Source organism: Roseateles sp. GW821-FHT03B02 (genome assembly GCF_059421025.1).
Window position 1 is genome coordinate 445,956 of record NZ_JBWKUV010000004.1, and the last position, 24,928, is coordinate 470,883.

30 protein-coding genes are annotated in these 24,928 nt (G+C 67.5%); 16 read left to right on the forward strand and 14 right to left on the reverse strand.

Annotated features, from left to right (window positions below; genetic code table 11):
• Nucleotides 1–7 precede the first annotated feature (7 nt).
• The 5 genes from AC07VX_RS14415 to AC07VX_RS14435 are packed head-to-tail and all read left to right on the forward strand — an operon-like array spanning nt 8 to nt 4,019.
• Nucleotides 8–325 carry a hypothetical protein gene (locus AC07VX_RS14415; protein ID WP_493165412.1) on the forward strand — a complete coding sequence of 106 codons (318 nt, stop codon included), beginning with the start codon at nt 8–10 and terminating at the stop codon, nt 323–325.
• Nucleotides 322–2,916 (forward strand): hypothetical protein, encoded by a 2,595-nt coding sequence (locus AC07VX_RS14420; RefSeq protein WP_493165413.1) that lies wholly within the window; start codon nt 322–324, stop codon nt 2,914–2,916. Before AC07VX_RS14415 ends, AC07VX_RS14420 begins: the two co-directional genes overlap by 4 nt.
• A gap of 23 nt (nt 2,917–2,939) precedes the next feature.
• Entirely contained in the window at nt 2,940–3,209 is a 270-nt protein-coding gene (locus tag AC07VX_RS14425; RefSeq protein WP_493165414.1) for a hypothetical protein, read from the forward strand.
• A gap of 5 nt (nt 3,210–3,214) precedes the next feature.
• Nucleotides 3,215–3,496 (forward strand): hypothetical protein, encoded by a 282-nt coding sequence (locus tag AC07VX_RS14430; RefSeq protein ID WP_493183896.1) that lies wholly within the window; start codon nt 3,215–3,217, stop codon nt 3,494–3,496.
• Nucleotides 3,474–4,019 carry a hypothetical protein gene (locus tag AC07VX_RS14435; RefSeq protein ID WP_493165416.1) on the forward strand — a complete coding sequence of 182 codons (546 nt, stop codon included), beginning with the start codon at nt 3,474–3,476 and terminating at the stop codon, nt 4,017–4,019. The genes AC07VX_RS14430 and AC07VX_RS14435 overlap by 23 nt, the downstream gene beginning before the upstream one ends.
• A gap of 64 nt (nt 4,020–4,083) precedes the next feature.
• Here the strand turns inward: AC07VX_RS14435 and AC07VX_RS14440 are convergent, their stop codons facing one another.
• Entirely contained in the window at nt 4,084–4,353 is a 270-nt protein-coding gene (locus tag AC07VX_RS14440; protein ID WP_493165417.1) for a hypothetical protein, read from the reverse strand.
• Nucleotides 4,354–4,505: 152 nt separating this feature from the next.
• Here AC07VX_RS14440 and AC07VX_RS14445 point away from each other — a divergent pair, with 152 nt between their 5' ends.
• Both AC07VX_RS14445 and AC07VX_RS14450 read left to right on the forward strand, forming a co-directional pair.
• The gene (locus AC07VX_RS14445; protein WP_493165418.1) at nt 4,506–5,450 is read left to right on the forward strand and encodes a hypothetical protein; all 945 of its coding nucleotides are present in this window, start codon (nt 4,506–4,508) and stop codon (nt 5,448–5,450) included.
• A gap of 8 nt (nt 5,451–5,458) precedes the next feature.
• On the forward strand, nt 5,459–6,031 hold the full coding sequence (locus AC07VX_RS14450) for a hypothetical protein (protein ID WP_493165419.1): 573 nt from the start codon (nt 5,459–5,461) through the stop codon (nt 6,029–6,031).
• Nucleotides 6,032–6,040: 9 nt separating this feature from the next.
• Here AC07VX_RS14450 and AC07VX_RS14455 read toward each other — a convergent pair whose 3' ends face one another.
• The 9 genes from AC07VX_RS14455 to AC07VX_RS14495 form a co-directional block, all read right to left on the reverse strand.
• Nucleotides 6,041–6,241: a hypothetical protein gene (locus AC07VX_RS14455; RefSeq protein WP_493165420.1), complete on the reverse strand. Its 201-nt coding sequence runs from the start codon at nt 6,239–6,241 to the stop codon at nt 6,041–6,043.
• 92 nt (nt 6,242–6,333) lie between these two features.
• Nucleotides 6,334–6,960, reverse strand: a complete 627-nt coding sequence (locus AC07VX_RS14460) for a hypothetical protein (RefSeq protein WP_493165421.1) — start codon at nt 6,958–6,960, stop codon at nt 6,334–6,336.
• A gap of 4 nt (nt 6,961–6,964) precedes the next feature.
• Complete coding sequence (locus AC07VX_RS14465) at nt 6,965–7,471, reverse strand: HNH endonuclease (protein WP_493165422.1); 507 nt, start codon at nt 7,469–7,471, stop codon at nt 6,965–6,967.
• A 7-nt stretch (nt 7,472–7,478) separates the two neighbouring features.
• The gene (locus AC07VX_RS14470; RefSeq protein ID WP_493165423.1) at nt 7,479–7,721 is read right to left on the reverse strand and encodes a hypothetical protein; all 243 of its coding nucleotides are present in this window, start codon (nt 7,719–7,721) and stop codon (nt 7,479–7,481) included.
• Nucleotides 7,714–8,001 (reverse strand): hypothetical protein, encoded by a 288-nt coding sequence (locus AC07VX_RS14475; RefSeq protein ID WP_493165424.1) that lies wholly within the window; start codon nt 7,999–8,001, stop codon nt 7,714–7,716. Before AC07VX_RS14475 ends, AC07VX_RS14470 begins: the two co-directional genes overlap by 8 nt.
• Nucleotides 7,994–8,248, reverse strand: a complete 255-nt coding sequence (locus AC07VX_RS14480; RefSeq protein WP_493165425.1) for a hypothetical protein — start codon at nt 8,246–8,248, stop codon at nt 7,994–7,996. Before AC07VX_RS14480 ends, AC07VX_RS14475 begins: the two co-directional genes overlap by 8 nt.
• A 154-nt stretch (nt 8,249–8,402) precedes the next feature.
• A complete protein-coding gene (locus AC07VX_RS14485; RefSeq protein ID WP_493165426.1) occupies nt 8,403–8,579 on the reverse strand; it encodes a hypothetical protein in 177 nt (58 codons plus the stop codon).
• Between the two features lie 29 nt (nt 8,580–8,608).
• The gene (locus AC07VX_RS14490) at nt 8,609–9,967 is read right to left on the reverse strand and encodes a tyrosine-type recombinase/integrase (RefSeq protein WP_493165427.1); all 1,359 of its coding nucleotides are present in this window, start codon (nt 9,965–9,967) and stop codon (nt 8,609–8,611) included.
• Nucleotides 9,968–10,191: 224 nt separating this feature from the next.
• The gene (locus AC07VX_RS14495) at nt 10,192–10,530 is read right to left on the reverse strand and encodes a hypothetical protein (protein ID WP_493165428.1); all 339 of its coding nucleotides are present in this window, start codon (nt 10,528–10,530) and stop codon (nt 10,192–10,194) included.
• Between the two features lie 184 nt (nt 10,531–10,714).
• Here AC07VX_RS14495 and secA point away from each other — a divergent pair, with 184 nt between their 5' ends.
• The 6 genes from secA (at nt 10,715) to AC07VX_RS14525 (ending at nt 19,075) form a co-directional block, all read left to right on the forward strand.
• On the forward strand, nt 10,715–13,459 hold the full coding sequence (gene secA, locus AC07VX_RS14500; protein WP_493165429.1) for a preprotein translocase subunit SecA: 2,745 nt from the start codon (nt 10,715–10,717) through the stop codon (nt 13,457–13,459).
• A gap of 227 nt (nt 13,460–13,686) precedes the next feature.
• Nucleotides 13,687–14,208 carry a PEP-CTERM sorting domain-containing protein gene (locus tag AC07VX_RS14505; protein WP_493165430.1) on the forward strand — a complete coding sequence of 174 codons (522 nt, stop codon included), beginning with the start codon at nt 13,687–13,689 and terminating at the stop codon, nt 14,206–14,208.
• Between the two features lie 33 nt (nt 14,209–14,241).
• Nucleotides 14,242–14,931, forward strand: a complete 690-nt coding sequence (locus AC07VX_RS14510; RefSeq protein ID WP_493165431.1) for a PEP-CTERM sorting domain-containing protein — start codon at nt 14,242–14,244, stop codon at nt 14,929–14,931.
• A gap of 93 nt (nt 14,932–15,024) precedes the next feature.
• The gene (gene argJ, locus AC07VX_RS14515) at nt 15,025–16,254 is read left to right on the forward strand and encodes a bifunctional glutamate N-acetyltransferase/amino-acid acetyltransferase ArgJ (RefSeq protein WP_493165432.1); all 1,230 of its coding nucleotides are present in this window, start codon (nt 15,025–15,027) and stop codon (nt 16,252–16,254) included.
• Between the two features lie 254 nt (nt 16,255–16,508).
• Nucleotides 16,509–18,638: a prolyl oligopeptidase family serine peptidase gene (locus AC07VX_RS14520; protein WP_493165433.1), complete on the forward strand. Its 2,130-nt coding sequence runs from the start codon at nt 16,509–16,511 to the stop codon at nt 18,636–18,638.
• On the forward strand, nt 18,635–19,075 hold the full coding sequence (locus AC07VX_RS14525) for a GNAT family N-acetyltransferase (protein ID WP_493165434.1): 441 nt from the start codon (nt 18,635–18,637) through the stop codon (nt 19,073–19,075). The genes AC07VX_RS14520 and AC07VX_RS14525 overlap by 4 nt, the downstream gene beginning before the upstream one ends.
• Here the strand turns inward: AC07VX_RS14525 and AC07VX_RS14530 are convergent.
• From AC07VX_RS14530 to AC07VX_RS14540, 3 genes are read right to left on the reverse strand one after another with little or no spacing between them, the layout of a single operon-like run.
• Nucleotides 19,072–20,319, reverse strand: a complete 1,248-nt coding sequence (locus tag AC07VX_RS14530) for a hypothetical protein (RefSeq protein ID WP_493165435.1) — start codon at nt 20,317–20,319, stop codon at nt 19,072–19,074. The genes AC07VX_RS14525 and AC07VX_RS14530 overlap by 4 nt on opposite strands.
• Nucleotides 20,320–20,377: 58 nt before the next feature.
• Nucleotides 20,378–21,037 carry an alpha/beta hydrolase gene (locus tag AC07VX_RS14535; RefSeq protein ID WP_493165436.1) on the reverse strand — a complete coding sequence of 220 codons (660 nt, stop codon included), beginning with the start codon at nt 21,035–21,037 and terminating at the stop codon, nt 20,378–20,380.
• A complete protein-coding gene (locus AC07VX_RS14540) occupies nt 21,030–21,476 on the reverse strand; it encodes a GNAT family N-acetyltransferase (RefSeq protein ID WP_493165437.1) in 447 nt (148 codons plus the stop codon). The genes AC07VX_RS14535 and AC07VX_RS14540 overlap by 8 nt, the downstream gene beginning before the upstream one ends.
• A gap of 52 nt (nt 21,477–21,528) precedes the next feature.
• On the opposite strand from AC07VX_RS14540, the gene AC07VX_RS14545 reads away from it, so the two are divergent.
• Nucleotides 21,529–22,200, forward strand: a complete 672-nt coding sequence (locus AC07VX_RS14545) for a histidine phosphatase family protein (RefSeq protein ID WP_493165438.1) — start codon at nt 21,529–21,531, stop codon at nt 22,198–22,200.
• Nucleotides 22,201–22,318: 118 nt separating this feature from the next.
• Nucleotides 22,319–22,849 carry a PEP-CTERM sorting domain-containing protein gene (locus AC07VX_RS14550; protein WP_493165439.1) on the forward strand — a complete coding sequence of 177 codons (531 nt, stop codon included), beginning with the start codon at nt 22,319–22,321 and terminating at the stop codon, nt 22,847–22,849.
• Between the two features lie 7 nt (nt 22,850–22,856).
• Here the strand turns inward: AC07VX_RS14550 and AC07VX_RS14555 are convergent, their stop codons facing one another.
• Nucleotides 22,857–23,498, reverse strand: a complete 642-nt coding sequence (locus AC07VX_RS14555; RefSeq protein WP_493165440.1) for a PEP-CTERM sorting domain-containing protein — start codon at nt 23,496–23,498, stop codon at nt 22,857–22,859.
• 187 nt (nt 23,499–23,685) lie between these two features.
• On the opposite strand from AC07VX_RS14555, the gene AC07VX_RS14560 reads away from it, so the two are divergent.
• Complete coding sequence (locus AC07VX_RS14560) at nt 23,686–24,927, forward strand: class I SAM-dependent methyltransferase (protein ID WP_493165441.1); 1,242 nt, start codon at nt 23,686–23,688, stop codon at nt 24,925–24,927.
• Nucleotide 24,928 lies beyond the last annotated feature (1 nt).

Consider the following 24,928-nt stretch of genomic DNA (forward strand, 5'->3'; position numbering starts at 1 on the left):
GCCAGGCATGCCGAAACGCCGACCTGCACCCATCAGCCCGGCCGCGCTGGCCGAGATGGCGCTCGTGTCCGACTTGGCCCAGGCAGCGGCAGCCGTCGTAGCCGGCGGGATGCAAGCCGGGCAGGCGCTGGCCCAGGCCGCCAGTCTGAAGCTGGAAGCCCTGCATGTGGACCACTGGGAACGCGTCTTCAACCTGGCCATCGAGGTTGTTGCGCGGCGCACCGGCGATGACCGCGAGCAGCACCTGCGCGCGCTGGCCGAGGTCGTTGGCGCGGTCGGAGTTCTGGCCGGCGCGGTTGAACCGAGCAAAGGAGAAAAGCCATGAAAGACGTGTGCAGGAAGAAGCTGGACGCGGTGCGCGCGGCGCAAGGCCGGCGGCCGATGACAGATGCCGAGGCTGCTCGCATAGAGGCCGACATGAACAGCGCTGCGGCGCGCCTGGCCCGCACCGACAAGGACTGGCGCAGCTATACCGCCGACCAGCGCACGCTGCGCGCGGCAGAGGAGGCCCAGGCCGAACTGCAGCGTCAGGCCGAGCGGAAGGTGCAGCTCGTGCAGCTGCAGATCATCAAGACCGACGAAACGGCAACCCGTCTCGCGGCCCAGATGCAGCGCATGGGCTTCGGGCGCGCGGCGGCCTGGGCCGACGACATCCAGACGACGGCCGACATGACGCAGGCCCTCACGAAGGAATACGCCGCCGACCTGATGGGGGCGCTGTCGGCTGCCGAGTCCACCCAGGGGGCGAGCCTAGGGCGCGCCGCCGGCATGCGGCTACTCGGCGTCGACAACCCGGCCATGACGCTGGACATCGCCCGCGAGATCCACTCGCGCGGCAAGGCTGGCACGGGTAACCAGCTCGCGATGCAGGCGGCCGAGGCCTTCGAGCGGGTGAACGAGGCCATGCGTACCCGCTTCAATTCCGGCGGCGGCGATGTCGGGCGCCTGGGCTATGGCTACATGCCGAACGCCTGGAATCCCGAGCTGATCCTGGCCGCCGGCCGCGAGCGCTTCGCGACGGCGCTGCTCGACAAGGTGGACCGTGCCCAGTACGTGCGGGCCGACGGCTCACGGATGGGCGACGCGGAGGTGCTGGACTTCCTGCGCGCCGCGTCGGAGACGCTGGCCAGCAACGGGGCGAACCAGGGCGTGCCGGGCGCCTTCAAGGGGCGCAGCGCGACCGCGAACAACGGCAGCGAGCACCGGGCCATCCATTGGAAGAGCGGTGACGCCTACGTCGAAGCCATGCGCGAGTTTGGCAGCGGGTCCATGTACGACGCCCTGCTGGGGCACCTGCAGGTGATGGCGCGCGACATCACGCTGGTCGAACGCTACGGGCCGAACGCGAACGCGATGCACCGCCTGCAGGTCGACTTGATCAGCCGTGAGTCGCCGGCCGGGAAGCCTGGTCTCGTCGCCTGGTCGTCCCTGGATCACCACTGGGCCGCGATGGTCGGCGCGCCGGTCTCGCACTGGGAATACACGCCGCCGGTCGTGGGTGATGCCATCGAGGCCGTGACGATGGGGAAGGTGTCCGGCCGCTTCACCGGCGCCGGCGCGGCGCAGGTCTGGCAGCACGTCCGCAACGTGCAGACCTTCGGCAAGCTGCAGAACATCCTGCTGTCGAGCTTCACCGACCTGCCCACCTACTTCAGCACGACGCACTTCAACAAACTGAGCTACTTCGACGCCTTCGCCAACCTGCCGCGCAGCATGACGCCGGTGGCGCGCCGCGAGCTGATCGACTTCATGAACACCCAGGGCCTGGTCGCCGACACGCTGATCGGGACGCTGAACCGCTTCACGGGTGACCACCTGGCCGCCAGCTGGTCGGGCCGCATCGCCAACAAGACGATGTTCCTGAGTCTGAACAACTGGTGGCAGGACGGCCTGCGTCGCTCGTTCGCGTTGACGATGCAGCAGGGCGTCGCGAAGTGGCTGACGAAGGGCTGGGGCGAGCTGGACGAGTGGACGCGCGAGATCCTGCTGGCGCGCCGTGGCATCACGGCCGACGACTGGGCGCTGATGCGGTCGGCCGCGCTGGTCCCGACCAAGTGGGGCGCGATCCTCACGCCGCAGGCGATCTATGCGACGGGCAGCCCGCGCGCCGCCGAGGTCGTGCAGCGGTATCTGGCCGTGCTGTCGCACGAACAGCAGATGGCCGCCGTCGAAGGCGACATTGCGTCGCGCGCATTCCTGCAGCGCGGCACCTCGCCGGGCACCATCACGGGGGAGGGCGCCCGCCTGTTGGCCCAGTTCAAGACCTTCCCGGTGGCGATGATCACGCGGCACTTCCGGCGCCTGGCCGAGACGCCCGGCGGCCTTGAGGGTGCGCCCCTGGGCTTTCAGAGCGAGTCGCCCACGGATCGCCTGGCCTATTTCGGCGCCTTCCTGGTGGCGATGACGGCCATGGGGGCGATCAGCTTCCAGTCGCGGCAGGTCGTCTTCGGCAAGGACCCCGTGGACATGACCACTTCGAAGTTCTGGCTTCGCGCCCTCGCGCAGGGTGGCGGCCTCGGGTTCATGGGCGACGTCATCCTGCGCGACAGCACCGACGACCGCACGCCGCAACAGGGTCTGTTCGAGCTGCTCGGGCCGACCTTCTCCAGCGGCGCGCAGCTCTACGAGTTGACGAAGGGCAACGCCGACGAGGCGCTGGCCGGGAAGGACACGCATGCCGGCGCTGAGGCGGTGCGCTTCGCCCGCGGCCACCTGCCACTCGTGAACCTCTGGTACGCGAAGGCGGCTCTCGATCACGCTGCGCTCAACGCCTTGCAGGAGAACCTGAGCCCCGGCTATCTGGGCCGCATGCGCCAGCGGGCTCGGAAGGACTGGAACCAGGGCTACTGGTGGGATCCGGGCTCGGACACACCTGACCGGGCGCCGAGCTTCGAGAGCATCGCGGGGGCGCACTGATGGACGCCGCGCAGAGCAGCGCTATGCGCAAGCTGAAGAAGTGCATGGCGCTGGCCAATGACGCGCGCGGAGATCCGACGACGCGGGAGACAGCCTTGCGGCAGGCGGCCGCGCTGATGGCGAAGCTCGACCAGCAATTGGACGAGTTGCCCCTGCGCACCGGGCCGGCCATGCCGACGCCGTGCTCGCCCGCCTGGGCGCCGTACTGGGCACAGCGCACCGTCGCTGAAGCCCAGCGCGCTGGCGTCAAGACGCCGACGCTTTGCAGCGATGCCTGGTTCATTCCTGGATGACCGACATGTCCGAAACCCGCGTCGATGTTGAAGACGTCGACGACCCCACCCCCCCACCGAGCGAGCGCCGAATCCGGCTCGAGACGGTCGACCAGGTGCGCGTCGAGATGGCGCGCGTGTACCGCGAGGTTCGCGCCGGCAAGCTTGAGACGGACAAGGCAACCAAGCTGTTCTACATGCTGGGACTGCTCGCCAAGACAACCGAAGTCGTGACCGTCGAGCGCCGGTTGCGCGAGATCGAAGACCACTTGAGAAGGAATCCCCATGGCCTTGAACATCAGAAATAGCCGCGTGCGCAAAGTCGAGGAGGCCCTCCAGCTTCGCGGTGGGCCGCCCTTGGTCGTGGGCATCGATGAAGAGCGCGAGTTGCTCGAACAGGGCGTTCATGCAGCGCGCGCCGAGCTGAAGCCACTTGAAAGTCTCGCGGCAATGCCGTTCAGCGTGCGCGCCCGTGGCTGCACGCCCGCGGCGAGCGCGGAACGCATCTTCAGCGACGCCGCCATCGCCCAGCGACTGGAGAGTGCACAGCAGAGCTTCGCCAGCAGCAAGGCCGCCCTGGCCGCCTTCCAGCAACTCCATGGCCTGGGCCCGAACGGCATTGCGCGTGAGGTGTTCCGCTATGAGCTGGCCGCGATGGCGATGCTCAGCGACCGGCCCCAGCAGCGAGGCGAAGCGTCGGGCATCCTCGACCCGGCCAACGTCGCCGACACCCTGGAAAAGCTCCGCGCCTTTCCCCCTGACGAGTGGGAAGAGCTGCTGGAGGGGTTCGACGACCTTGCTGCAGCCGTGATGACTGCGGCGTCAAGCTGACCCCACGCTGTGCTCTACGCGCCCCGTCTTCAATTGCTGCAGGCGGAGCGGCGGGCTTCGCGCATCACCATCGGCGACCTGCGTCATTCAGCCATTGGCCGCAACCGAAGTTGACGCTGGCCCACTCCCTTGTGATGCGGGTCACCAGTATCTTGTCATTGCCATCAACGCGCGTCTTCAACGCGTCCCTCACAGCAGCCGGGCTAGTCGTTGAATCGAGCAGCCAGACCGACTCCAGGTCTTTGCAGTAGGTGAACTGCTTGAGGTAATCAAACACCGGCGCATAGTTCCGCCCGGGCGCCTTCAGGTCATACGTCACCAGCAAGATTGCCATTTCGATCCTCCCTTGTACCCAGAAGCGCTGGGCGCGCACTGCAACCGGTGCGCTGCAGCCGCGCTCGGTCTACTGCCGAGGTGCGTGCAAGCTGCGTTGCTTCCACGGTATCAGCTTGCACCCCTAGAATCAAAAAAACGGGAGGAACATCAATGAAGAACAGAGAACGCGGGGTTAATTTCTACGACCTGCAGTTGCGCTGCCGGTTCAAAGGGTTGGAGGTCAAGCCCCTTCCCATGGAAACCGGTTTCGGGCTGAAGCTCGCATATGAGGCGTACAAGAACGCCCCGGCCTCTGCCGAGCTGTTTTCTTCGGGACAGCGTCACATCACGCTCGAGGATTGGCACTTCGACGAGTTGCGCAAAGAGCACTATCTCGTGATGAGCTGTGCCGACGCAGAGCTATCAGATGTCGCCTTCAAAGACCTTCGGAACGGCAGAAGTCGAATGGCCGGGAAAGCGGTGCACGAGGCCATCGACAAGTCTTGCCATCTTTTGATTCGGCCGGCTGCTCGACCCAGCGATCCTGCACTGATGCTTCAGACTTCAGGTAGCGGCGTGAGTCCTAGCCTTATTGCCTCGACGCTGAGTCGGTTGCTGCGCTCGTCAGCTGATGTTCCAGGGAACCGTGCGCACTTCGAGCGCAGTCATCCAAACGGAGTGGAAGGCCAGAAGCTCAAGCTCTTGACCACGTTCGAGACGGCCGGCCATCAGAGCAAGTCGCTGGAGCAAATCCTGCGTACAGGCTTCATCGAGTCGGTCGAGCTGATCACTGAAGCGTCTGATGGCATCGACGATGCAGATGGGTTCCAGATTTCGAGCAAGACCATCCGCGTGGACGTCGTGGACAGCAACGCCGGAAAATCGATGAATCGCTTCAAGGGGCTCCTGCGGGCGTTCAGCCGCGAGTCGCCGAACAAAGCCCGGGTTCATTTCAAAGAGTCGGCCAGCGGCCCGAAGAAGTCCCAGCTCTTGGAAACCAACGACTTGGAGAAGGCGTTCACCCGGCGGGAGATCATCACGTTCGATACCGACATCTTCCCCAAGTACACAAGGGTGAGCCTGACGGTGATCGACAAGATGCGCACCCTGGCCTAGCATCAGCCATGGCTGCCGTCCTCACTCGCCCCCTGCTGTACCTCAGCGTTCAGCACGACAGCCGGCACCTGCTCGCGTTGAACTGGGGGCTTCCTGCGCTTGTCAGCGCTGGTCTTCTTTGCCTCGTGGCTTGGCTTGCGCCGACCATCAACGTTTTCCACTCAGGCGGGCTCGTGGACAAGTTGCTCGGCTTTGTGCAGAGCCTCCCGGGCTTCTACTTGGCTGCGCTCGCTGCGGTCGCGACGTTTGGGAAAACCGGGCTCGATGATGTGATGCCGGGCACGCCGCCGCGCGCCTACATCTTGTACAACGGGCAGCGTGTGCTCGTGGACCTGACCCGTCGGCGGTTCCTGTGCTTGATGTTTTCGTATCTCACGGCACTCAGCATTGGCCTCACGCTGGTGTCCGTGGCGGCACTTGCAGTCGTTGATCCGATCCAAGCACGGCTGCCCACGGAGTCGCTGCCTGCGCTTCGGGCGCTGGCCGCATTTGCTCTGATGCTGTTTCTGGCGCAGATGGTCGTCATCACGCTGTGGGGGCTGTACTACCTGGGCGAACGGATGCACACGCCGGACAGGTGACCTGCCAGGCTAGCGTCGAGTGTTGCGCTCGATGAGCGTGGCGTCCTTCTCCAGCGCGCGCAAGTCGATGCTCATCTGCCTGATCTGCTCGCGCCCTTCGTAGTCCAAGCCTTCAGGCATCTGCCGCTCGATGGCGCGCAGGTACCAGGCGTTGACGCCCAGCATCAGCGCGACCAGCGCGAGCAGAGCGATCTTGATCTTCTCGGTCATCTGTTCACCTCCGCGTCAGCATGATGCCCTCGGAGCCGCGCGCCGGTACGCGCATCATCCACAGGACGGCGGAAGCAACGCAGCGGGCGGTCTCATGGCATGGCCGCCGGGCCGGCATGTTGCGCCCCGTACCGAATGGCCAGGAACTCCTCCAGCCACCTATCGCCGCGGGCATCTGCGATCCGAAAGAGCATGCTGCCAAGATCGCCCTTGCGGCCCAGCGCAGCCTGGTTCTGCAACGTTCGGGCTTCGATGCCCAGCCAGGGCTCCCGCTTCACCAACTGGCGGCAGGCGTCCAGCTCAGAGCGTTTGGCGCCGCCTGCATTCAGCCGCGTCAGCAGCAGGCGCACGGCAGCAGCCGCGCAGGCCTGGCGCCACTCGTCCCAGTCGGTCTTGCGCCCGCGTTTGGCGGGCGGATCGACGACGCTGAAGCCCGGCACGTACTGGCATGCGAGCGACCACGCCAGCCGGAACCACCTGTCTGGGTCTTCGAGGTCGACGACGCCGACCTGGTTCAGCAGCAGCGGCAGCTTTTCCAGCCGAGCCTGCTGAACGCGCAGCGTCTCCCTGACGCGCCAGCGGTCAACCTCAGCCTGCCATCGCTCCATGCTCGCCGGGTCGCGTACCTGCTCAAGCAAGGTGGGGGGCGCAGGCGGGATCGACGCCTCAATGGGCGTCGCCAGCCTTTCGTCGATTGGCGCGGCGCGGCGTTCCGTCACCGGGTCACGCGCTCCGCGCCAGCACGAACTCCAGCGCGGTGCTGTCGCTCTTCTTCAGGTTGCAGGAGCTGCAGGCGGCGACCAGGTTCAGCGCCTCGTCTGTGCCGCCCAGCGCGCGCGGCAGCTGGTGCTCGACGTGCCAGGCGCCGTCGATGCGCTGGGGCGTGCCGCAGTAGTGACAGCAGCCGCCCGAGCGCACGAACACCTCGCGTCGACGCCGGGAGACGGGCCGCGGGGGCGGAGTCGGCACGATGGATAGCTCGGCGTCCGACCAGAGGCGCGGCTGCACCCAGCGTGGCTCCTCGTCGTTCGCTGCGCCGGTAGCGTGCAGGACGCGCCGGGCGCCGGCCAGCGCCTCCGTCTTGCTCTCGGCGATGGCCAGCACCCTGCCGGCGCGCGGCTGGATCACGAGGAACCTGACCGCGTGCAGACCGTTGACGATTGCCGGCTGCGTGGCCAGCTCGAACTCACCGCGCCCGAATATGCCGCCCATGATCGGGCGGCGGAGCATGGGCGCGTCAGCCATCACGGGCCTCACTGAGCAGTTTGTCGAGCCCGTCGGACGCAGGGCACACCAGGCGCTCCTGCAGCTTCAAGCACGCGTCGATGGCGTTGAAGCAGGTTCGGGTGTCGTCGTCGAGGGCACCGCCACCAATACGGCAGAGGCCGTTGATGGTGACGTTGGTATCGATGGTCGTATCAAGGGCGCGCCGCAACTGCTCAAGGAAGCTGCGCGGAACGGCAATGGTCGCCTCAGACATGGTCGCCCCCATTGCGGACATACGCAGGAAAGAGATCAACGGCCAGCTCGATTGCCGACTTTGCAGGCTCCAGTACTGAGCGAATCGCGTATGAAAGCTCTGCATCGTCAGAGTCTTCCAAGGCGAGCAGCATCGTCGACAGGATCTGCATCTGTCCCTGCGCGTATGCCAGCAGGTCGACTGGACCAGCTGCAGGGTTGAAGACGATGGCGTCGGGGCCGGTGACGCGAATGGCGTCGTGGATGGTGGTGGTTGCGCGGTGTTGGGAGAGGTCAGCCATGGGACACCTCCAGCGGCTTGCCGAACACGACGCGGTACTCCTCATTGAGGTTTTCGCGCCAGCGCTCCCCCTGGAGCAGACACACGGTCGTGCATAGCGCTTCGATCCTCAGAAGCGCGCCGCGGATGGAGATGTCGAACTCCATCGAGCTTGAGCCTTTCGCCGGCAAGCTTGCGCGAAAAATGCTGGCCAGTGCGCCAGCTTCGGACGCTGCTTCGTAGAGCGTCCGGTCGCGGGCTTCAATCAAAGCGTCATCCGACGCAGGGGCGCCACTCGGGGCGTTGGGTACAGTCTCAATAGCCATAATTCACCTCTTTACTAGGTGGGTTGTGGTCAGGGCTTGCTCGGTGTTCCACCACCTTGCAGGCCCGCTTTGCCTCAGAGCCGCTGAGGCGCCGGGTTCAGGAGCTGGGCTCCTTTGCTTTGTCGATGCGGTCGCGCACCCACGTCGGCCCGCCGAGTCGTCGCAGCTTGTCCTTCTGCGGCTCGGTCATGCGGATCACCACCGGCACCGTCGCTTCGCCCTCGGAAAGGGCAGGGCGGCCACGGCGGGCGGGGGGTGTGGGCTTCGTGACCATGGGAATAATGTATTCGTTTAATCTGGCGATCACAAGGACTTCTTGGCCTTGGTGCGAGCCTGCTTGACCGGCATCTGGACCACCTCGGCCGCCTCGGCTCGCGTGCCAAGCATGGCCTGCGTGGCCCGGTTAACGGCATCACGCACGGGGTCGGTGTCGAGGCGCGCGTAGATCTGCGTCGCTGCCTGGCTGTTGTGGCCCAGGCTCTTGCCGATGATGATCAAGCTCGCGCCGGTGCGGGCCTGCCAGCTGCCTAGCGAACGCCGCAGATCGTGACGGCGCAGGTTGGTGATGCCGGCGCGCTCTAGGAATGCGTCCCAAGGCTTGCGCGGGATGAGCATGTGCCCGGCCTTCGACTGGGCAGGGAACAGCCAGTCGCCAGCAATCTCGTCCAGCCGGCGCTTGATGATTTGCACCGCCTCAGGGACCAGCACAATGCGCATGCTGGTCTTGTTCTTCGAAGCAGTGTTGGGAACGACCCATTCCGCGCTCTGCAAATCGACCTGGTCGCGGCGCATCGCGACGATGTTGCCGCCACGGGCGCCGGTGAGGATGGCCAGCAACACGTAGTCTCGGAACGCCTGGTTCGGCTCTTCATCAAGCGCGGTCCAGAAGCGTGGCAGCTCGTCGGGCTTCAGGAACCGCTCGCGCTCGTTGCCCTTCTCGTCGAAGAATTCCACCGACACGGTCGGGATGGTGCCTTTGAAATCGCCCCACCTCTCTGCCTTGCGGTAAAGCTGGCGCAGCAGGTCCACGATGTGATTGGCGCTGGTGTTCGACAGGTGCTTGCCGGCGGCCAGGTGCAGGCGGCGGACCTCGTCGGGCGTGATGGTCGACAGCCGACGGTTGTGCCAGTTCACCGCATAGGGCGGCTTCGTTCGCGCGCGGCCGTGCTTCTTGCGCGGCTCGTCTGGGAGGGCGCCAAGGAAGCGCTGATACAGCTGCTTGATCGCACCCAGCGTCCGCACGCCGTTGGGCTCGGCATGCTCGGTGCACCACTTGTCGAACAGCTGGCCCAGGGTCAGCTCCCCGCGTGCCTGCCGCTTGACCTCCGCAACGTTGGTGCCTCCGTCTAATTGCATGTTCACCGCGTCGGCGATGCGGTACGCCATCCGCACGTTCAGCTCGGGGCGGGTGTCGAGCGCCTTCAGCAAGTCGGTGCCCTGCGGGAAGTCGCGGCTGTCCGGGAACGAGGCGTTGAAGTGGCCGAGCGTGATGCGTTCCGGCCTGCCGGCGACCTTGCGGTAGATCCGGAAGGTCTTCACGCCGTTCGGGGTGACGTCCAGCACCAGCCCGCGCTTGGCGGTGTCCTGAAAGGTGGCGCGCTTCTCGGCCGGCGTGATGGCGGCCAGAGCCTTGCGCTCGAAGGCCAGACGGATTGATGGCATCCCTCGTTCTACCTTGGTGCTACCCGCATCGGTAAAACTGCGGGTGGTTAATCAAACTCAGTAGAACTGGAAGATATCGGGTTGCTGTTCTAAATCAAGCCCTTATCCAACTAATCAAACTGCATCAAACAACCGACCAGTTTTCTTGTAAGCGGTAGGTCATCAGTTCGAATCCGATAGCCGGCACCACATCAGAACCCCAGCGCTCCGGCGCTGGGGTTTTGTCATTTCTGGACGAGCTTGATGCGGATGCGCCCGGGCAAGCCGGCCTGGGCGAGCAGGGCTTCGAGTCGCGGCAGCAGGTGGCGCAGCTTGGCGGCGACGGCGGCGTTGGCTGCCAGCAGGCTCCAGCCGTCCTCGTCGAGCGGCCCGGGCTGCAGGCTGGCGGCCAGGTGGCCGGGCAGCGCCGGCGCGATGACGCGCAGGCGGCGGCGCGAAGCCTCTAGCCGCTCGCCCAGCAAGGCCAGCCCGGCGTGCTCGCGCAGGGCCTGAGCCACCGGCGTGGGTGAAGGCACGCTGGCACGCGAGGTCCTGGGCGCGAGATAGCGGGGCGCGGTAGACATGGCGGCAGTGTAGTCAGCCCGGCCGGCGCTGACGGCTGCCGCCGGGCCCCGCTGCTAAACTGCGCCGTTTTGCGCGACCGGGCAAGTCCTTCTTGCAATGCCCCGCCGCGCCCTCAGATTCGCCCCCTCTTGCCGGCCGGGTCGTCCCGTCGGCGTGTCAGCGCAGCCCCCATCCCTTCGCAGCATGTTGCCCAAGCTTCTCACCTCGATTTTCGGTAGCCGCAACGAGCGTCTGCTTAAAGACTACCGCCGCACCGTGGCGAAGATCAACGCGCTGGAACCGAAGTACGAGGCGTTGACCGACGACGAACTGCGCGCCCAGACGGCCGAGTTCAAGCAGCGCATCGCCGGTGGCGCGACGGTGGACGACATCCTGCCCGAGGCCTTTGCCGTCTGCCGCGAGGGCAGCAAGCGGGCGCTGAAGATGCGCCACTTCGACGTGCAGCTCATCGGCGGCATGGTGCTCAACGCCGGCAAGATCGCCGAAATGCGTACCGGCGAAGGCAAGACGCTGATGGCCACGCTGCCCGTCTACCTGAACGCGCTGACGGGCAAGGGCGTCCATGTCGTCACGGTGAACGACTACCTCGCGCGCCGCGACGCCGAGTGGATGGGCAAGCTCTACACCTTCCTCGGCCTGTCGGTGGGCATCAACCTGCCGCAGATGCCGCGCGAGGAGAAGCAGGCTGCCTACGCCGCCGACGTCACCTACGGCACCAACAACGAGTACGGCTTCGACTACCTGCGCGACAACATGGTCTACGAGACGGCCGACCGCGTGCAGCGCGGCCTGTCCTACGCCATCGTCGACGAGGTGGACTCCATCCTCATTGACGAGGCGCGCACGCCGCTGATCATCTCCGGCCAGGCCGACGACCACACCGACGTCTACCTGCGCATCAACGCTGTCGTGCCCAAGCTCAAGAAGCAGATCGGCGAGCTCGACCCGCGCACGGGCGAGGGCGTCATCGAGCCGGGTGATTTCACGGTGGATGAGAAGTCGCACCAGATCCACCTGACCGAGGACGGGCACGAGGTGGCCGAGGCATTGCTGGCCGAGGCCGGCCTGATCCCGGAAGGGGGCAGCCTCTACGACGCGGCCAACATCACGCTGATGCATCACCTCAATGCTGCGCTGCGGGCCCACCATGTCTATCACAAGGACCAGAGCTACGTCGTGCAGAACGGCGAGGTGGTCATCGTCGACGAGTTCACCGGCCGCCTGATGAGCGGGCGCCGCTGGAGCGATGGCCTGCACCAGGCCGTCGAAGCCAAGGAAGGCGTGGCCATCCAGGCCGAGAACCAGACGCTGGCCTCGATCACGTTCCAGAACTACTTCCGCATGTACGGCAAGCTGTCCGGCATGACGGGCACGGCCGACACCGAGGCCTACGAGTTCCAGGAGATCTACGGCCTCGAGACTGTCGTCATCCCGCCGAACCGCCCGACCATCCGCAAGGACGAACTGGACCTGGTCTACAAGACCGACAAGGAAAAGTACGCGGCCGTCATCGAGGACATCCGCGCCTGCCACACGCGCGGCCAGCCGGTGCTGGTGGGCACGACGTCCATCGAGAACTCGGAGCTCATTTCCAAGCTGCTGACGCAGGCCAAGCTGCCGCACAGCGTGCTGAATGCCAAGCAGCACGAGAAGGAAGCGCAGATCGTCGCCCAGGCCGGCCGCCCGGGCGTCATCACCATAGCCACCAACATGGCCGGCCGCGGCACTGACATCGTGCTGGGCGGCAACGTCGAGAAGCAGATCGAGTTCATCGAGGCCGACGAGGCCATCCCCGCCGACGAGAAGGCGCGCCGCATCCAGCAGCTCAAGGACGAGTGGCAGGGCCTGCACGAGAAGGTGCGCGCCGAGGGCGGCCTGCGCATCATCGCGACGGAGCGCCACGAGAGCCGCCGCATCGACAACCAGCTGCGCGGCCGTGCCGGCCGCCAGGGCGACCCGGGTTCGTCGCGCTTCTACCTGTCGCTGGACGACCAGCTGATGCGCATCTTCGCCGGCGAGCGCGTGCGCGCCATCATGGACCGGCTCAAGATGCCCGAGGGCGAGGCCATCGAGGCCGGCATCGTCACGCGCAGCATCGAAGGCGCGCAGCGCAAGGTCGAGGCCCGCAACTTCGACATCCGCAAGCAGCTGCTGGAGTACGACGACGTCTCCAACGACCAGCGCAAGGTCATCTACCAGCAGCGCAACGACATCCTGGAGGCCGAGAGCCTCCTTGCCCAGATCGCTTCGCTGCGCGAATCGACGCTGACCGACGTCGTGCGCACCTTCGTGCCGGCCGAGAGCGTCGAGGAGCAGTGGGACCTGGCTGGCCTGGAGCAGGTGTTGCAGACTGAATGGCAGATCCCGCTGTCGCTGACCGAGCTCGTCAAGAAGAGCGACTCCATCACCGACGAGGAGATCGTCGAGGCCGTCGTCAAGGCGGGTGACGAGCAGTTCCAGAGCAAGCTCGACCGCGTTGGCATCGAACAGTTCAACCCCTTCATGCGCATGGTGCTGCTGCAGAGCATCGACCACCGCTGGCGCGAGCACCTCGCGGCGCTGGACTACCTGCGCCAAGGCATCCACCTGCGCGGCTACGCCCAGAAGAACCCCAAGCAGGAGTACAAGCGCGAGGCCTTCGAGCTGTTCTCGCAACTGCTGGACCTCGTGAAGATGGAAGTCACCCGCACGCTGATGAACGTGCGCATCCAGAGCCAGGAAGAGGTCAACCAGGCCGCCGAGGCGATGGAGCGCCGCGCCGAGGCCGTGTCCAACGTGACCTACCAGCACCCCAACGAGGACGGCTCCGTCAGCCAGGAGGTCGACCCCGCCACGCTGCTGGCCGAGTACGGCCACATCGGCCGCAACGACCCCTGCCCCTGCGGCAGCGGCAAGAAGTTCAAGCTCTGCCACGGCAAGCTGGCCTGAGCCCCCGCTTCTGGAACCCCTGACGGGCCGGCTCTGCCGGCCCGTTTTTCTTGCGCGGCATGGCTGCCAGAGCCCACCCATGTGGGGGGAAAACCGTGCGTTTGAGCACGTTGCAGGCCCCGCGCCACACGCCTGAGGGGTGCGCGGCGCGAGCGCGCCCCCCTAGAGTGCAGCCCAAGCCCCGGGAAAACTCGGGTAGTCCCTGATAGAGAACCAGAAAGCGCGTTATGAAAACGTTGTCCGCAGCCCTTGCCGCCCTGAGCCTGGCCTTCGCCGCCAGCACAGCCTCGGCAGCGCCGGTCTCGTTGAACTATGGCAACAACGGCATCGTGTCGGACGGCAGCGCGCCGGTCTTCTTCAACGACAGCTACGGTTTCCAGCTCAACGCGCAAACGCTGCTGAGCGGCAACATCACGACCTTCTCCACCGAGGTCGCCGCCAGCGTGGACATCACGTCGGCCTTCCTGCAGTCGGGCAGCACCGTGCTGGCGTTGACGCCGTCAGCCACCCAGTTCGTCGATCTGGACAACGAAGTGTTCGGCACCGAGGTCTGGACCTTCGGCCCGCAGCTGCTGGCCGCCGGCAACTGGACGCTGCACGTCATCGGCGTCGGCATCGGCGCCAAGGGGCAGGAGGGCTACACCGCCAACCTGGAAGGCCAGGGCAACGAACTGCCCGAGCCGACGGCGCTGGCCCTGGTGGCCGTCGCACTGGCGGGCCTGAGCCTGACGCGCCGCCGCCCCCGTTAATCAGCATCAGCCAACATCTAAGAGCCATCGATCATGTCCAAGCGCTTCGTCTTCGCCGCTGCCCTGATGGCCGGTGCGTCGGCCTTTGCCGCCACCTCGACCAGCATCCGCTTCATGAGCCGCGATGCGGACGATCCCAAGCTCTCCAACTCGGTCATCACCAACTACGTGACCGGCGGGCTGAACTACATCGATGCCGCGGGCAGCAGTTTTGTCGCCTACTGCATCGAGCCTGAGCAGTCGTTCGCCCTCAGCACGAACCTGGCGGGCAACCCGAACTTCAAGACCTACACGGCGAGCAGCTTCGGCGGCACGCAGGGCGACCTGCTGCAGGCGCTGTACTCCAGCAGCTTCGGCGGGGTCCAGAACGGCCAGCAGCAGGCGGCGTTCCAATTCGCCGTCTGGGAGATCGTGCGCGAGACCGGCGCGACGTTGAGCGTCGCCCAGAGCGCCGGCAGCTTCTACCTGCAGTCCAGCGGGCTGACCGGCCAGGCGCTCTCCACCGCCCAGTCGGTCGAGCAGCTGGCAACCAGCTACCTGGCCCTGGCCCAGTCCTACCAGGGACCGGCGCTGTATTCGCTGACCCGGCTGACCAATGCCAGCTACCAGGACCTCATCGTCGCCACGCCGGCCAATGCCGTGCCTGAGCCCGAGACCTATGCGCTGCTGCTCGGCGGCCTGGGTGTCGTCGGCCTGGTGGCCCGCCGCCGCCTGCCGCGCTGATCGAATCCGGTGTCGCACAGAGGCTCCTTCGGGAGCCTTCTTCATTTCTGCTTCCTACAATCCGCGCGGTTTCTCTGACTCTCCGAGCGCGCCATGCCCGTCAATCTCTCCGCCCCCGATCCTGCCTCCCTGTTGCCCGTGCCGGGCGTGCGCCTCGGCGTGACGATGGCCGGCGTGCGCAAGGCCAACCGCCGCGACCTGAGCGTCATCGCTCTCGATGAAGGTGCGGCCGTCGCCGGCGTCTTCACGACCAACCGCTTTTGCGCCGCGCCGGTGCAGCTCTGCCGCGAGCATCTGGCCGGTGGCTCGGCCATCCGCGCGCTGCTGATCAACACCGGCAATGCCAACGCCGGCACCGGCGCCGACGGCCTGGCCCGTGCCCGCGAGACCTGCCAGGCCCTGGCCGGCCTGCTGAACTGCAGGCCCGAGCAGATCCTGCCCTTCTCCACCGGCGTCATCATGGAAACACTGCCCGTCGACCGCATCACCGCCGGCCTGCCCGGCGCGCTGGCCGCGCTGCGCAGCGATGGCTGGGCCGAGGCGGCCGCCGGCATCATGACGACGGACACGCTGCCCAAGGCGGCGTCGCGCTGCATCGAGATCGGTGGCGTGCCCGTCACGCTGACCGGCATCTCCAAGGGCGCCGGCATGATCCGGCCCAATATGGCGACCATGCTGGGATTCGTCGCCACCGACGCCAACATCGCACCCGCCCTGCTGCAGTCGCTGGTGAAGGAGGCTGCCGACGCCTCCTTCAACCGCATCACCATCGACGGCGACACCTCCACCAACGACTGCTTCATGCTGATCGCCAGCCGCCAGGCCCGGCATGCCGAGATCACGTCGCTGGACAGCGCCGATGCCAAGCTGCTGCGCGAGGCGCTGATCGCGCTGGCCCAGGAACTGGCTCAGGCCATCGTGCGCGATGGCGAGGGCGCGACCAAGTTCATCGCCATCACCATCCAGGGCGGCCGCGACGAGGCCGAGTGCAAGCTGGCAGCCTATGCCATCGCCCACTCGCCGCTGGTCAAGACGGCGTTCTTCGCCAGTGACCCCAACCTGGGGCGCATCCTCGCCGCCGTCGGCTATGCCGGCATCGCCGACCTGGACCAGGGCCTGATCGACCTGGACCTGGACGATGTCGCCGTCGTGCGCCAGGGGGGACGCCTGCCCAGCTATCGCGAGGAAGACGGCCAGCGCGTCATGAAGCAGGCCGAGATCACCATCCGCGTCGGCCTGAACCGCGGTGCGGCCAGCGCGACGGTCTGGACCTGCGACCTCAGCCACGACTACGTCAGCATCAACGCCGACTACCGGAGCTGAGTCGGGGCCGAGGGCAACCCCTGCGCGCCAGAGCCAGCGGCTCTGGCCTTCGCCAGACACGTTCAGTCCTCAGGACTGAACGTGTCCGGGCTCAGACTGTCGGACGCCCGCCGAAGGACCACCAGCTTGCAAGCCGGGGCGTGAGCCTTTGCGCCCTGGGGTTTTCGCTGTCAGGGCTTCATCGCATGACCATCGGCGCTCCGGGTGGGGGCGCGGAAAATCGGGGGTTTCCAGAAATCGCAGGACTCCGCCTGATGAAGCTCTCCCTGTCCGCCCTCGCCATCGCCGCCGTGCTTGCCACCGGCGCCCAGGCCCAGACGATGACCTATCCCGCCACCCGCAAGGTCGAGCAGCTCGACACCTACCACGACACGGCCGTCGCCGACCCCTACCGCTGGCTGGAGGACGACAACAGCGCCGACACCAAGGCCTGGGTCGTCCAGCAGAACGAGGTCACGGACAAGTTCCTCGCCGCCATGCCCCAGCGCCTGCCGGCTCGCCGCATCTACACCGAGCTCTATAACTTCGAGCGCTTCGGCATTCCCTTCCGCGAGGGCGGCCGCTATTTCTGGACCCGCAACGACGGCCTGCAGCAGCAGAACGTGCTCTACACGGCCAGGTCGCTGAAGGACGTGCCGGTCGTCGCGCTGGACCCCAACACGATGAGCAAGGACGGCACCGTGGCACTGAGCGGCGTCGTGCCCTCGCGCGACGGCAAGCTGCTGGCCTACGGCGTGGCCGGTGCAGGCTCCGACTGGCAGACCTGGAAGGTGCGTGACCTGGCCACCGGCCAGGATCTCGCCGACACGATCGAGTGGGTCAAGTTCAGCAGCGCGGCCTGGACGGCCGACGGCAAGGGATTCTTCTACTCGCGCTACGACGCCCCCAAGGCGGGCGATGCGCTCAAGGGCGCCAACTACTTCCAAAAGCTCTACTACCACCGCCTCGGCAGCCCCCAGGCCGACGACGTGCTCGTGGCCGAGAACCGCGAGGACAAGGAGTGGGGCTTCGGCGCCGAGGTGTCGGACGACGGCCGACTGCTGCTCATCAGTGTCTGGAAGAGCGCCGGCAGCAAGAACGGCTTGATGGTCCTGCCGCTGCCCAAGGGCGGTTTCGCCGGTGGCAAGCCCCAGCCCGTCACGCTGAGCTTCGATGCCCAGTACAGCCCGGTCGCCGTCGTCGGTGGCCGGCTGATCATCAAGACGGACAAGGACGCCCCGCGCGGCCGCCTCATCAGCGTGGACCCGAAGCACCCTGCGCCGGCGGGCTGGAAGACGCTGGTTGCCGAGGGCCCGGACGCCATGACTGGCGCCTCCGCCGTCGGAGGCCGCTACCTGCTGAGCTATCTGCATGACGCCGCGACGCTGGTGCGCGTGCACGGCGCCGACGGCAAGCCGATCACCGAGGTCGAGCTGCCCGGCATCGGCACGGCCAGCGGCTTCGGTGGCCGCTGGGGAGACCGAGAAACCTTCTTCAGCTACACCAGCCTGACCAACCCGGCCGAGATCCACCGCTACGACGTCAAGACCGGCAAGATCGAACTCTTCAAGCGCCCCAAGACCGCCTTCAACCCCGACGAGTTCGAGACCCGCCGCGAGTTCGTCACCAGCAAGGACGGCACGCGCTTCCCCATCTTTATCGCGTCCAGGAAGGGCCTGAAGCTCGACGGCAGCAACCCCACGCTGCTCTACGGCTACGGCGGCTTCGACATCGCCATCACGCCGGCCTACGGCGTCACCGCGGCCACCTGGCTGAAGATGGGCGGCGTCTACGTCATCGCCTCCATCCGCGGCGGCGGCGAGTACGGCTCGGCCTGGCACGACGCCGGCACCAAGCTGAAGAAGCAGAACGTCTTCGACGACTTCATCGCCGCCGGGGAATGGCTGGTCGCCAACAAAGTTGCCAGCCCGGCGACGCTGGCGGTCAACGGCGGCAGCAACGGCGGCCTGCTCGTTGGTGCCGTCACCAATCAGCGGCCCGACCTGTTCGCCGCCGCGGTGCCTCAGGTCGGCGTGATGGACATGCTGCGCTACCAGAACTTCACCATCGGCTGGGCCTGGGCCACCGACTACGGCACCAGCAAGGACAGCGCCGAGATGTTCAAGGCGCTGCTGGCCTACTCGCCGGTGCACAACGTCAAGAGCGGGGCGAAATACCCGGCAGTGCTCATCACCACCGGCGACCACGACGACCGCGTCGTGCCGGCGCACAGCTTCAAGTACGCCGCCACGCTGCAAGCCGCCGACACCGGCCCGGCGCCCAAGCTGATCCGCATCGAGACCAACGCCGGCCATGGCGCCGGCAAGCCCACCTCCAAGATCATCGAGGAGCGCAGCGACATCCTCGCCTTCATCGCCAACACGATGAAGCTCGAGGTGAAGTGACGGCGACGAGCGCCCTCCGCGACCTGGGCGTCGAAGACCTCGACGCCTTGCTGGCGCTCTACCAGCACCTGAACCCCGCAGACGCGCCGCCCTCGCCCGAGGCGGCGCGCGCCGTGTTCGCACACGCGGGCCTGCGACATTTCGGGCTGTTCGACGCAGGGCGGCTCATCGCCAGCTGCAACCTCGCCGTTGTTCCCAACCTCACGCGTGGCGGCTGCAGCTACGGCGTCATCGAGAACGTTGTCACCCATGCCGACCACCGAGGTCGCGGCCACGGCCAGGCTGTCATCCGCCATGCCATCGCGCAGGCCTGGCGTGCCGGCTGCTACAAGGTCGTGCTGACCACCAGCCGCAAGGACCCGGCCGTCTGGGCCTTCTACGAACGCTGCGGCTTCGACGGCGGCGACAAGCGCGCCTTCGTCATCCGCCGGCCTTAGAAGTTCACCGCCTTGGTCTTCAGCCCGCGCGCCACCAGCGTTGCGTTGATGAGCTGGGCCTGCTCCCGGCTCGGGAAGGGCCAGACCGTGGCCCGCCAGCCTTCGGGCGTCTGGATGACGTCGGCCTGCAGCGCGTCGGGGTTGCTGTGCACGCCCACCAGGCCTGCCTGCATCTTCTTGAGCAACGCCTCGGCCTCGGCCTTGCTGCCCCGCGGGCCGACAAGGGCGACGACGACCTTGTCCGGTGACTGGGCCAGGCGAGCCAGGCGCGGGTCGACCGTCTCAGGCTTGCCCGGGGCCGCCGAGGGCAGCTCCTTCTCGGTCGCTTTGTCGGCGACCTTCTGCGCCGGCTGCTCAGACGGTGGGGTCGAGCGCAGCGGCGGGCGCTTGATGCCGTCGGCACGCTCCACGAGGCGGGGGCGGATGTCCGGCGGCACACCGTCCTCGGCCGCGGCGCTGGCGGCGGCCTCCGTTGCCGACGCTGCCACCACGGGCGCGGATGCGGCATCGGCCTGCGAAGCCGGCCGGGCGGGCGGGTCCGATGCAGCCGCCGAGGCGGGGGCTGGCATCGAGGCGGCCGATGCCGCCATTTCCACCGTTTCCGCCGCAGGCGCTGGCGCAGCCGCGTTGCCTGGCCACAGCATCCAGGCGCCCAGGGCCCCCAGCAGGGCCAGCACGGCGGCTGCGGCGCCCACGCGGCGCATGTCCCAGAGCCGGCGGCCGGCGATCTCCGACGGAATGCCGCGGCCGGCCAGCACGCGTGTGCGCTGGGCGCCGACGTCCACGCCGGCCGTCATCAGATAAAGCTCGAAAGGCCAGCCGCTGTGCGCGCTGGCCAGCGCCTCGTCGATGACGATGACGCGCCAGGGCTGGGTTTCGGGCGTGGCCGGGGGCTCGGAAAACCCGTGCGCCAGCGCGAAGCGCTCGACGCGGGCGGGGCTCAGGCCCGGCAGGAACTTCTCGCTGAAGGCGCGCCACTGGTTGCGCGGTTTGCGGCCGGGCAGGCGCAGACTGCGCAGCCGCTGCCACAGCGCGCCGACCGCGGACTGGCGCGGTGCGGCGGCGAGCTCGTCGAAGGTGACGGCGTCGGTCAGGACGGGCTCGACGAGGCCGCCCGCCTCGGCCGAGGCGCGCACGAAGGGCAGGGCCACCACGCCGATGGTGTGCACGTCGCCCATGGCGATGCGCCGCGCCAGCGGATGGCGGTTGTGCCAGGCGACGATCTGTTCTGCGAGACGCTCCATGACTCATCGATCTTCGCCGAGCTGCGGTCGACGCAGCGCGGCGAACAGCGCGGCGAACTCAGTCCAGTTGCTTCAGCAGCCAGGCGTTCAGGTCCTGGATCTCGTCCATGCAGACCGAGTGCGGCATCGGGTAGTCGTGCCATTCGACCGCGTGGCCCAGCGCGCGCAGCGCGTCGCGACTGGCCGTGCCGCGGGCAGGTGCGACGACCGGGTCCTGCGTGCCATGGGCCATGAAGATCGGCAGATCGGCGTTGGCAGCGGCGCGCTCGGCCGCCGTTGTCGTGGCCAGCGGCAGATAGCCCGAGAGCCCCACCGCGCCGCCCAGCCGCTCGGGGTAGCGCAGCGCCGTCATCAGCGCCATCGCGCAGCCCTGCGAGAAGCCGACGAGCACGATGCGCCCGGCCGGCACTCCGCGGGCACGTTCCGCATCGACCAGCGCGGCAATCGCGGCCTGCGATTCGCGCAGCCCGGCCTCGTCCTCGCGGCGCACGAGGTCGGTGCCCAGGATGTCGTACCAGGCCCGCATCACGTAGCCGCCGTTGATCGTTACCGGCCGCTCGGGCGCGTGCGGGAAGACGAAGCGCACGGCGCCGAGGGCGCGCAGGTCCAGTTCGCCGCAGATGGGCACGAAGTCGTGGCCGTCCGCCCCCAGCCCGTGCAGCACGATCAGCGTCGTGGCAGGGGCGGGGCCGGTCTCGATGACATGGGTTTCAAGCATGGTGCTTCCAGTCCTGCAGCTTCAGTTCGAACGGCTTGTCGCCCCAGCGGTCCAGGCCCTCGCCCGTGGGTTGCCAGCCGGCGCGGCGGTAGAACGCCTCGGCGCGCGAGTCGGGCTGGGTGCCCAGATCCAGCCTGGTGTGGCCCTGCGCGAACAGCCAATCCACCATCACGTCGTGCAGCTGCCGGCCGTAGCCCCGGCCGTGCAGCGGCGGGTCGACGAACATGGCCCAGATGTGGCCGTCGCGGGCGTCGCCGATGGCGAAGCCGGCAATCCGGCCCGGCGCCAGCTCCACGACCCAGCCGCGGCCATGGTCCTCCAGATAGGCATGCAGCTCGGCGTCGGCGATGCGTCCGGGCGTCAGCGTGTTCTCCGTGACGGCATAGCGCACGCGCCAGATCTCGGCGGTGTCGTCGCGGGTGGCGATTCGCAGTGTCATGGCGTCATTGTCGCGACAGCCGCAGGCGCCGTTGCCCTTCATCATGGCGGGCATGGGAAGTCTCCACCTCGTCCGCCACGGCCAGGCCAGCTTCGGCGCGGCCGACTACGACCAGCTCAGCACCAGGGGTCATGAGCAATGCCGCCACCTGGGCGCCTACTGGCGCGAGCGCGGCCAGCGTTTCGACGCCGTCTTCACCGGCACGCTGAAGCGGCATGTGCAGTCGCTGGCCGGCATCGTCGAAGGCTTCGGCACGGACCTGCCCGCCGTCGCGCTGCCGGGCCTGAACGAGTACGACAGCGAGGCCGTCGTGCGCGCCATCCATCCCGGGCCGCTGGAAGTGCCGCGCGACCCCGAGGCCATCAAGCAGCATTTCCGCCTGCTGCGCCAGGGGCTGCTGGCCTGGATGCGTGGCGAGACCCAGCCGGCGGGGATGCCGAGCCATGCCGACTTCGCCGCCGATGTGGCCGATGCCCTGGCCCGCGTGCTGGCCCTGGGCGTGGGCAAGCAGGTGCTCATCGTCTCCAGCGGCGGCCCCATTGCGACGGCCGTGGCCCAGGTGCTGGCCACACCCCCCGAGACCTTCGTGGAGCTCAACCTGCGCATTCGCAACTCGGCCGTCACCGAGTTCGCGTTCAACCCCAGGCGGCACAACCTCGTCACCTTCAACGCGCTGCCCCACCTGGATACCGCCGAGACGCGCGGCCTCGTGACGCACGCCTGAGACCTCGCTGGCCTCCGCGGGCCATCACGAATGGCAGGGGCATGGCTCTCCTGGGCGAAGCGGCCGGGCGGCCCGATCGGCAGCATGGCGGCTCCTCAATTCCCCTTGGAGTCCCGTCATGTCCGCCCCGCGCTTCTTTGCCCTCACGGCCCTGGTCGCCGTGGCCGCCGCCGCCTTCGTCGAGCCGGCCCAGGCCCAGAGCTTTCGGTTCAGCCAGGCCGGCTTTGCCGACGGCGCCACGCTGAGCGGCAGCTTCGCCGGCACCGATCTCGATGGCGACGGCTGGCTCTATGGCTACGAGCTGACCGGGTTCCAGTTGAACTGGTCAGGCAACCGTGCGGTGGAGGCTTTCAGCCTGGGTTTCGACGAGCGTGCGGGCCTGGAATACGAACTTGCCAGCGGCAGGCTGTGGCATCTGGCGGCCGTCAGCCAGGACGGCGAGGGCCAGCGCCTCTTCAGCTATGAAAGCATGGGTTGGCCCACCTACAGCATCCCGGGCGTCGTCACCGACGAGCGCCTGGGCCTGGCGTCCATGAGCTGGGCCCCGCTGCAGGTCGCGGCAGCCGTGCCCGAGCCGCAGAGCCTGGCGCTGTTGCTGGCCGGCCTGGGCTGTATCGGGCTGTGGAGCCAGCGCAGGCGCGCCGGCTGAATCGGCTTCAGCCGCGCGCGCGGCGGCGTGCGACGGCAGCGCCTGCCAGGGCCAGGCCGGCCAGGGCCAGCGAGGCCGGCTCGGGCAGGGCCTGCACCTGGGCGTTCATCATCGTCTGGCTCAGCAGGGTGCCGGTCTTCAGATAGGCTTCCGGCTTGTTCTTCGAGGGCGCCTGGTAGGTCGTGAAGCTGGCCTTGAGCTCAGGCGCGGCCGTGGCGGACAGGGCGATGCCCGTGCCCTGCAGGTCGATGGTGAACAGCAGGTCGTTGCTCAGGGCCACGTCGGGCGAGGCGTCCAGGCAGATGGCGTTCGAGGCGGCGTTGCCGTTGCAGCCGTTGCCCGTCAGCTCGCCGGCGGTCAACTGCCAGTTGATGAGCGTGCTCGGTGCGGGGCTGATGGCGACCTTCGCGCCCGTCAGCGTGCCCAGGGTGCCGAAGTTCTTGAAGCCCAGATAGCCCAGGTGGGTGGCCGATGCCCAGTCGCCCTTGGCGTCCAGCGCGTTCTCGATGCGCAGCGAGAAGCTGTCCGCGTCGATCCAGTGGTAGGTGAAGTCCACGCCCTGGGTCGTGAAGACGAAGTCTGCGTGCGCCGACGTGGCCGACAGGGCGGTCAGTGCGGAAGCGATCAGCAGGCGAATGAACTTGGACATGTTTTCGGGCTCCCCGGTTGGATGGAATGTCGTGTCCCTTGTGCATGGGACCTAGAACTAGGGGGTCAATGTAGGGATGCCCAGCCTTTGGCGCATCCCCGCGCCGAGGGGGTGAGGGCCGCGAAAACGTGCCGAAATCGGCGTCTGGCGGGGCTTTCCCCCCGAGTCGCGGGGACAATTCGCGTCAATGCTGTTCACCCAACTCATCTCTCCACCCCCCGCCGCCGCCGCGCCGGCTCACGAGCGTTTCCTGCATCTGGTGCGCCTGGCCCTGGCCGGCGGGCAGTTCGGCAAGCTGCTGCTGTCGGGCCCCGTGGGGGACGACGAAGACGTCGAACGCCTGACGGTGCGGGCCATCGAGCTGCGCGGCGAGCCGGCGCTGAGCTTTCTGTGGCGCCACCGCACCAAGGACGTCACCAAGAACCATGCCCCCGAGGCCGGCCTGGCCGAGATCGCTGTGCTGCTGGGCGCGCGGTTTCGCAACGCCCACCTGCACACGGCGGCCGAGGAGGTGCAGTTCGCCGTCAGCCGCAAGGGGCGCGAGACGTTGCGTGTGACGCGCGTCGACGGCGCCGAGGCGCCGGCAGCGGCAGCGCACGACAAGACCAAGCAGCGGCCGCTGGACATGGCCCACCCGGTCTGGTCTGCCCTGGGCCTGACGCATCTCGTCAAGGGCGAGCCGGCACTCGTGCCGGCCATGGCGCGCAAGTGGAAGCAGATCAACCGCTTCGTCGAGATCCTGGCCTCCGCTGTCGACGAGGCCGGCCTGGCCGGCCCGGTGCCTGGACCGATCAGGGTGGCCGACTTCGGCTCGGGCAAGGGCTACCTGACCTTTGCGGTGCATGACTGGCTTCAGGCCCACGGCCTGCAGCCGCGCGTGACCGGTATCGAGCTGCGTGACGACATGGTGCGCCTGTGTAACGCCGTCATCGAGGGCGAGCATCTCGCCGGCATCCGCTTCGACCAGGGCGATGTGCGCACCCAGGCCGTGCAGCCGCTGGACGTGATGATCGCCCTGCACGCCTGCGACATCGCCACCGACCATGCCCTGCATGTCGGCCTGCAGTCGGGCGCCCGCATCATCATGAGCTCGCCCTGCTGCCACAAGGAGCTGCGCCCGCAGATGACCCTGCCCGCGGTGCTGCGGCCCATGCTGCAGCATGGCATCCACCTCGGCCAGGAGGCCGAGATGGTGACCGACTCCCTGCGCGCCCTGCTGCTGGAGAGCCAGGGCTACCGCACCCAGGTTTTCGAGTTCATCGCGCTGGAGCACACCAGCAAGAACAAGATGATTCTTGCCGTGAAGGCCCAGGGAGCCGCCGCTGACGCGCTGGCGGCGCGCCGGCCCGAGCTGCTGGCGCAGATCGCCGAGATCAAGCGCTTCTACGGCCTGCGCGAACAGCGGCTGGAGCAATTGCTGGCCGCCTGAT

What these genes read in the sequence shown, in the direction of transcription:
- AC07VX_RS14430 (WP_493183896.1), top strand. Translation starts at nt 3,215, where the DNA reads ATGTCCGAAACCCGCGTCGATGTTGAAGACGTCGACGACCCCACCCCC.
- AC07VX_RS14535 (WP_493165436.1), bottom strand. Translation starts at nt 21,037, where the DNA reads ATGCTTGAAACCCATGTCATCGAGACCGGCCCCGCCCCTGCCACGACG.
- AC07VX_RS14445 (WP_493165418.1), top strand. Translation starts at nt 4,506, where the DNA reads ATGAAGAACAGAGAACGCGGGGTTAATTTCTACGACCTGCAGTTGCGC.
- AC07VX_RS14510 (WP_493165431.1), top strand. Translation starts at nt 14,242, where the DNA reads ATGTCCAAGCGCTTCGTCTTCGCCGCTGCCCTGATGGCCGGTGCGTCG.
- AC07VX_RS14420 (WP_493165413.1), top strand. Translation starts at nt 322, where the DNA reads ATGAAAGACGTGTGCAGGAAGAAGCTGGACGCGGTGCGCGCGGCGCAA.
- AC07VX_RS14485 (WP_493165426.1), bottom strand. Translation starts at nt 8,579, where the DNA reads ATGGTCACGAAGCCCACACCCCCCGCCCGCCGTGGCCGCCCTGCCCTT.
- AC07VX_RS14540 (WP_493165437.1), bottom strand. Translation starts at nt 21,476, where the DNA reads ATGACACTGCGAATCGCCACCCGCGACGACACCGCCGAGATCTGGCGC.
- AC07VX_RS14520 (WP_493165433.1), top strand. Translation starts at nt 16,509, where the DNA reads ATGAAGCTCTCCCTGTCCGCCCTCGCCATCGCCGCCGTGCTTGCCACC.
- AC07VX_RS14470 (WP_493165423.1), bottom strand. Translation starts at nt 7,721, where the DNA reads ATGTCTGAGGCGACCATTGCCGTTCCGCGCAGCTTCCTTGAGCAGTTG.
- AC07VX_RS14440 (WP_493165417.1), bottom strand. Translation starts at nt 4,353, where the DNA reads ATGGCAATCTTGCTGGTGACGTATGACCTGAAGGCGCCCGGGCGGAAC.
- AC07VX_RS14435 (WP_493165416.1), top strand. Translation starts at nt 3,474, where the DNA reads ATGGCCTTGAACATCAGAAATAGCCGCGTGCGCAAAGTCGAGGAGGCC.
- AC07VX_RS14465 (WP_493165422.1), bottom strand. Translation starts at nt 7,471, where the DNA reads ATGCTCCGCCGCCCGATCATGGGCGGCATATTCGGGCGCGGTGAGTTC.
- AC07VX_RS14530 (WP_493165435.1), bottom strand. Translation starts at nt 20,319, where the DNA reads ATGGAGCGTCTCGCAGAACAGATCGTCGCCTGGCACAACCGCCATCCG.
- AC07VX_RS14505 (WP_493165430.1), top strand. Translation starts at nt 13,687, where the DNA reads ATGAAAACGTTGTCCGCAGCCCTTGCCGCCCTGAGCCTGGCCTTCGCC.
- AC07VX_RS14560 (WP_493165441.1), top strand. Translation starts at nt 23,686, where the DNA reads ATGCTGTTCACCCAACTCATCTCTCCACCCCCCGCCGCCGCCGCGCCG.
- AC07VX_RS14415 (WP_493165412.1), top strand. Translation starts at nt 8, where the DNA reads ATGCCGAAACGCCGACCTGCACCCATCAGCCCGGCCGCGCTGGCCGAG.
- AC07VX_RS14425 (WP_493165414.1), top strand. Translation starts at nt 2,940, where the DNA reads ATGCGCAAGCTGAAGAAGTGCATGGCGCTGGCCAATGACGCGCGCGGA.
- AC07VX_RS14450 (WP_493165419.1), top strand. Translation starts at nt 5,459, where the DNA reads ATGGCTGCCGTCCTCACTCGCCCCCTGCTGTACCTCAGCGTTCAGCAC.
- AC07VX_RS14455 (WP_493165420.1), bottom strand. Translation starts at nt 6,241, where the DNA reads ATGACCGAGAAGATCAAGATCGCTCTGCTCGCGCTGGTCGCGCTGATG.
- AC07VX_RS14490 (WP_493165427.1), bottom strand. Translation starts at nt 9,967, where the DNA reads ATGCCATCAATCCGTCTGGCCTTCGAGCGCAAGGCTCTGGCCGCCATC.
- AC07VX_RS14550 (WP_493165439.1), top strand. Translation starts at nt 22,319, where the DNA reads ATGTCCGCCCCGCGCTTCTTTGCCCTCACGGCCCTGGTCGCCGTGGCC.
- AC07VX_RS14545 (WP_493165438.1), top strand. Translation starts at nt 21,529, where the DNA reads ATGGGAAGTCTCCACCTCGTCCGCCACGGCCAGGCCAGCTTCGGCGCG.
- argJ (WP_493165432.1), top strand. Translation starts at nt 15,025, where the DNA reads ATGCCCGTCAATCTCTCCGCCCCCGATCCTGCCTCCCTGTTGCCCGTG.
- AC07VX_RS14475 (WP_493165424.1), bottom strand. Translation starts at nt 8,001, where the DNA reads ATGGCTGACCTCTCCCAACACCGCGCAACCACCACCATCCACGACGCC.
- secA (WP_493165429.1), top strand. Translation starts at nt 10,715, where the DNA reads ATGTTGCCCAAGCTTCTCACCTCGATTTTCGGTAGCCGCAACGAGCGT.
- AC07VX_RS14495 (WP_493165428.1), bottom strand. Translation starts at nt 10,530, where the DNA reads ATGTCTACCGCGCCCCGCTATCTCGCGCCCAGGACCTCGCGTGCCAGC.
- AC07VX_RS14555 (WP_493165440.1), bottom strand. Translation starts at nt 23,498, where the DNA reads ATGTCCAAGTTCATTCGCCTGCTGATCGCTTCCGCACTGACCGCCCTG.